Source organism: Pseudomonas sp. A39, assembly GCF_058145955.1.
Map to the genome: position 1 here is coordinate 1 of NZ_JBYVMD010000099.1, position 4,483 is coordinate 4,483.

General features: G+C 57.5%; 4 protein-coding genes. 2 read left to right on the top strand and 2 right to left on the bottom strand.

The genetic code is table 11. The annotated features are described in order from the left end of the window. Window positions 1–279: iron-sulfur cluster insertion protein ErpA (gene erpA / locus AC3ZU9_RS31210; RefSeq protein WP_490091778.1), on the top strand; the 279-nt coding region annotated here is incomplete at its 5' end. 76 nt (window positions 280–355) lie between these two features. On the opposite strand, the gene AC3ZU9_RS31215 is transcribed toward erpA, so the two are convergent. Beyond that, window positions 356–1,447 (bottom strand): anhydro-N-acetylmuramic acid kinase, encoded by a 1,092-nt coding sequence (locus tag AC3ZU9_RS31215; protein ID WP_015886145.1) that lies wholly within the window; start codon window positions 1,445–1,447, stop codon window positions 356–358. A 3-nt stretch (window positions 1,448–1,450) separates the two neighbouring features. Next, window positions 1,451–2,869, bottom strand: coding sequence for a peptidoglycan DD-metalloendopeptidase family protein (locus AC3ZU9_RS31220; protein ID WP_046035026.1), 1,419 nt, complete (start codon window positions 2,867–2,869; stop codon window positions 1,451–1,453). Between the two features lie 208 nt (window positions 2,870–3,077). On the opposite strand from AC3ZU9_RS31220, the gene tyrS reads away from it, so the two are divergent. Next, window positions 3,078–4,277, top strand: a complete 1,200-nt coding sequence (gene tyrS / locus AC3ZU9_RS31225; protein WP_102061918.1) for a tyrosine--tRNA ligase — start codon at window positions 3,078–3,080, stop codon at window positions 4,275–4,277. Window positions 4,278–4,483: the final 206 nt, after the last annotated feature.

Genomic DNA, 4,483 nt, shown 5'->3' on the forward strand with positions numbered 1-4,483 from the left:
GTCGATGAAGAGGGTAATGATCGCTTGAAGCTGCGCGTATTCGTTACGGGCGGCGGTTGTTCAGGGTTTCAGTACGGTTTTACCTTCGATGAAGATGTGGCCGATGATGACACCATCGTTGAGCGCGAGGGCGTAAGCCTGGTCGTGGACCCAATGAGTTTCCAGTACTTGGCAGGTGCCGAGGTGGATTACCAGGAAGGTCTGGAGGGTTCACGTTTCGTGATCAAGAACCCTAATGCTACGACCACCTGTGGTTGTGGGTCTTCGTTCTCGATCTGATCTATAGCAGTACAGAAACGCCGCTTGGCTTTGATAGGCCAAGCGGCGTTTTGCTGTCTACGGATTATGGGGGCGGTCAGGCGGGATATATCGCGCCCAGCACCCGAAGCCCGCGTGAGCCGGTGACGCTCGGGCGGTTGGCCGCGATGCCTTCGAGGCAGCAATGGGCCAGCCACGCGAAGGCCATTGCCTCGACCCAGTCGGGGTCTACGCCATAGGTGGCGGTGCTGCTGACGTGGGTTGACGGTAGCAGGGCTGCCAGGCGATTCATCAGCGTGGCGTTGTGAGCGCCACCGCCACACACCAGCAGTGTTTCTGTCTGGGGTTGGGCGGACTGCAACGACTCGACGATGGTGAGCGCGGTCAGCTCCAGCAGCGTGGCCTGCACATCTTGAGGTTCGAATGCGGGGAGACGGCCAAGGTGTTGATGCAGCCATTCCAGGTTGAACACTTCGCGCCCAGTGCTCTTGGGGCCCTTGGCCACGAAGAATGGATCGCTGAGCAGGGCATTGAGCAGTTGGGGCTCAACCTTGCCGCTGGCAGCCCACTGACCATCGCGATCAAAGTGCTCGCTGCGTTGTTGGTGAATCCAGGCATCCAACAGCACATTGCCTGGGCCGCAATCGAATCCGGCTACAGGTTTACCGGTCTCGATCAGGCTGAGATTGCTGAAACCGCCCACATTCAATACGGCACGGTTGCCGGTGCGTTCACCAAACAGTGCTTCATGGAATGCCGGGACCAGCGGGGCGCCCTGGCCGCCGGCGGCGACATCGCGGCTGCGGAAGTCGCTGACCACGGTGATGTTGGTCAGCTCGGTGAGCAAGGCCGGATTGCCGATCTGCACGGTAAAGCCCCGGGCGGGTTCATGGCGGATGGTCTGGCCATGGCTGCCGATCGCGCGGATGTCCTGGGGCTTGAGGTGTTGCTGAACGAGTAATGCGTGAATGCCCTGTGCTGCCAGGTTCACCCATTTCTGTTGGGCGATTGCTGAGCGGGCGATCTCATCCGGGCCGCTGGCGCACAGGGCGAGCAGCTCGGTGCGCAGGGTATCCGGCATGGGGAGGTAGTGCGTGGCGATCAGTTTGATCGCCGGGGCCTGTTCGATCAAAGCGATGTCCAGGCCATCGAGACTGGTCCCGGACATCACGCCTATATAGAGCGACATACCTTAACGCTTCGCCGAAGCCAGCAGGGTGGAGCGCTCTTGGTCCATGCGCGCCATCAACGGCTGGCTCTGTTGCATGAATCGAGCGCGCTCGGCCTTGGCGATCGGATCGGCCATTGGCAGTTTTTGGCCCAGCGGGTCGACGTGCACCCCATTAACCTGGAATTCGTAGTGCAAGTGCGGGCCGGTGGACAGGCCGGTAGTGCCGATGTAGCCGATCACCTGGCCTTGCTTGACGGTGCCGCCGGTTTGCACGCCCTTGGCGAAGCCTTGCATGTGCCCATACAGGGTGCGGTAGGTGTTCCCGTGCTGGATGATCACGGTATTACCGTAACCACCACGGCGTCCGGCCAACAGCACTTTACCGTCGCCGGCCGCCTTGATTGGCGTGCCGCGCGGGGCAGCGTAGTCGACGCCTTTGTGGGCGCGGATTTTGTTCAGAATTGGATGCTTGCGACCCATGGAGAAACGCGAGCTAATGCGAGCGAAGTCTACCGGCGTGCGGATGAAGGCTTTGCGCATGCTATTGCCGTCGGCGGTGTAGTAGCTGCTGTTGCCTTGTTTGTTGGTGTAGCGCACGGCGGTGTAGGTCTTGCCACGGTTGGTAAAGCGTGCGGAGAGAATATTGCCGGTGCCGACCACTTTGCCATTCGCGACTTTCTGCTCATAGATCACATCGAATTCGTCGCCTTGGCGGATGTCCTGGGCGAAGTCGATGTCGTAGCCGAACACGCTGGCCATGTCCATGGTCATGCTGTGGGACAGGCCGGCGCGGGCCGCGGATTGCGACAGCGAGCTGTTGATTACGCCGTGTACATAGGCGGAGCGCATCACCGGCTTGGTGGTGACGCGGTTGAAGGCAAAGCCTTTGGCGCCTTTAGTCAGGGTGATGCTTTCGAGGTCGCTGACATTGCTGTGCAGGTTGTTGAGCTGTCCGTCGGGTGTCAGTTCGAATTCCAGCTTTTGACCGCGTTTGAGCTGGGTGAACTGCTTGGCTTGTTTGTCGCTGGCGAGTACTTCGTTGACGGTGGCTGCGGGGATACCGACTTTCTCGAATAGCGTCGAGAGCGTATCGCCCTTGCCAACGATGACTTCGCGGTGCTGGGGATTCTTGGCTGTGTCTACAGTCGGCGCGGCCTTAGTCTGAGCGGCTTGCTGTGTGTCTTCCGGGCTATTTTCTATCTGGGCGAACGGTGAGTCCACTGGAGCATTTGTGGCTTGTTGTGCGTCGGAAGCGTCTTGATCTTGTGTCAGTTGTTCAACCGGACTTTCCAAGTCAAGGCTCAGGGATGTTCGTTTGGCTTCTACGTCACTGGAAGGGAATACCAGGAGTGCCAGGCTGAGAAGGGCGGCGATACCACTTGCGGCGAGCAGGTGGGTCTTCGGGTAAAGCGGCGGCGCTTTAGACGGTTCAGTGGTCATAGGTAATTTGACTTTGAAGATGAAATGGAAAAGATGAATGACATGATGAAGATGAAATAACTGTATAAAATATAACCAAATCATCTGTGGCGCAAGCTCGCGAACGCTGGGCTTGCTGAACGGTGTCCGTTCGCAGGGCAAAACTTGTAATTAGTCCCTGATCTTGTATGGTTGGTTCCCTTTTGAATCTGAGCCTTGCGGGTCTGTTATGAAGTCGGTTGAAGAGCAGCTAGCGCTGATAAAACGTGGTGCGGAAGAACTGTTGGTCGAGGCCGAGCTGATCGAAAAGCTCAAGCGTGGCCAACCCCTGCGTATTAAGGCTGGCTTTGATCCGACTGCGCCGGATTTGCACCTGGGCCATACCGTGCTTATTAATAAGCTGCGCCAGTTCCAGGAGCTGGGGCATCAGGTCATCTTCCTTATAGGTGATTTCACCGGGATGATCGGCGATCCGAGCGGCAAGAGTGCCACGCGCCCTCCGCTGACTCGCGAGCAGGTTCTCGATAACGCCGAGACCTACAAGACGCAGGTATTCAAGATCCTTGATCCGGCCAAGACCGAGGTGGCGTTCAACTCCACTTGGATGGATCAGATGGGGCCGGCGGATTTCATTCGCCTGACCTCCCAGTACACCGTCGCACGCATGCTTGAGCGTGATGACTTCGACAAGCGCTACTCTACCAATCAGCCGATCGCCATTCATGAGTTCCTCTATCCGCTGGTTCAGGGCTACGACTCGGTGGCGTTGCGTGCGGATGTTGAGCTCGGCGGCACCGATCAGAAGTTCAACCTGCTGATGGGGCGTGAGCTGCAGCGTGCGTATGGCCAGGAGGCCCAGTGCATTCTGACTATGCCGTTGCTGGAGGGGTTGGATGGCGTCAAGAAGATGTCCAAGTCTCTGGGTAACTATGTTGGTATCCAGGAAGCCCCGGGCGTCATGTACGGCAAGCTGGTTTCGATTCCTGATGCGCTGATGTGGCGTTACTTCGAGTTGCTGAGCTTCCGCTCGATGGATGAGATCAATGCGCTGCGTGCTGATGTAGAGGCAGGCGCCAATCCGCGTGACGTGAAGATCAAGCTGGCGGAAGAGATTGTTGCGCGCTTCCATGGCGAAGAAGCAGCGGCTAATGCTCACCGTGCTGCGGGCAATCGCATGAAGGACGGCGAGTTGCCGGATGATTTGCCGGAGATCGAGCTGTCTGCTGCTGAAGCGATGCCAATCGCTGCCGTCCTTAATAAAGCAGGTTTGGTGAAGAACTCGGCGGTAGCACGTGACCTGTTGGGTTCGGGTGGTGTGCGTGTAGATGGCGAGGTCGTAGATCGTACCTTTATATGCGAGCTGGGTAGCACCCACGTTTGCCAGGCGGGGAAGAAGGCATTTGCGCGTATTACGCTCAAATCCGAATAAACCCGAAATTAAGTGTTGACGGCGAATTATATCTGTCTATAATTCGCCCCACTTCCGGCGCAGTCGAAACGAAAAACTCCTTGGTAAACAAAGAGTTACGCAGAATTCGACAGCGAGTTGCTTCAGTTCATCGAAGCCCAGAAGGAGTTGGTAGAGCAGTGTTGTTTGGCTCTATTAACGTTTCGATCCTCTCGGTCGAAAGCGGA